Source organism: Bradyrhizobium sp. NBAIM08, assembly GCF_020193935.1.
Taxonomy (GTDB): domain Bacteria; phylum Pseudomonadota; class Alphaproteobacteria; order Rhizobiales; family Xanthobacteraceae; genus Bradyrhizobium; species Bradyrhizobium yuanmingense.
This window is the reverse complement of sequence record NZ_JADYVR010000708.1, coordinates 1-420: the sequence shown is the minus strand read 5'-3', so window position 1 is coordinate 420 and position 420 is coordinate 1. Positions and strand designations below refer to the sequence as shown.

The following is a 420-nucleotide window of genomic DNA, read 5'->3' as shown; positions in this document are numbered from 1 at the left end:
GCATGCCGCCCACCGGCGGTCTCGGGATCGGGATCGACCGTTTGATCATGCTGCTCGCAGAAGTCTCTAGCATTCGTGAGGTGATCCTCTTCCCGCTGCTGCGCCCCGAACAGGACGACGACGAAGCGCGGGACCAGGCGGTCCTCGATCAGGAGGCCGGCGACGCCGCCGCGCCGGAGGGTCCCGCCTGATGCGAGTGCTCGTGACAGGGATGGGGGGTGAGCTCGGGACCCGGGTCGCCCAGCTGCTCGAGGAGCAGACCGAGGTGCGCGAGATCCTGGGCATCGACTTCGTCCCGCCGCGCCGCCGGCTGCGGCGCAGCGAGTTCCGCCGGGTGGACCCGCGCGACCGGGAGAAGCTCACCGACATCGTCACCGACTTCGCGCCGAACGCGGTAGCGCACTTCGGGGTGTACGAACC

General features: G+C 70.0%; 1 protein-coding gene and 1 pseudogene. Both read left to right on the top strand.

Annotated features, from left to right (window positions below; genetic code table 11):
* A pseudogene (locus tag I6F37_RS45840) lies at positions 1-116 on the top strand (amino acid--tRNA ligase-related protein); the annotation flags it as partial.
* Between the two features lie 74 nt (positions 117-190).
* Positions 191-420, top strand: a 230-nt coding sequence (locus I6F37_RS41670; RefSeq protein WP_225154622.1) for an NAD-dependent epimerase/dehydratase family protein, incomplete at its 3' end; no start/stop codon positions are given.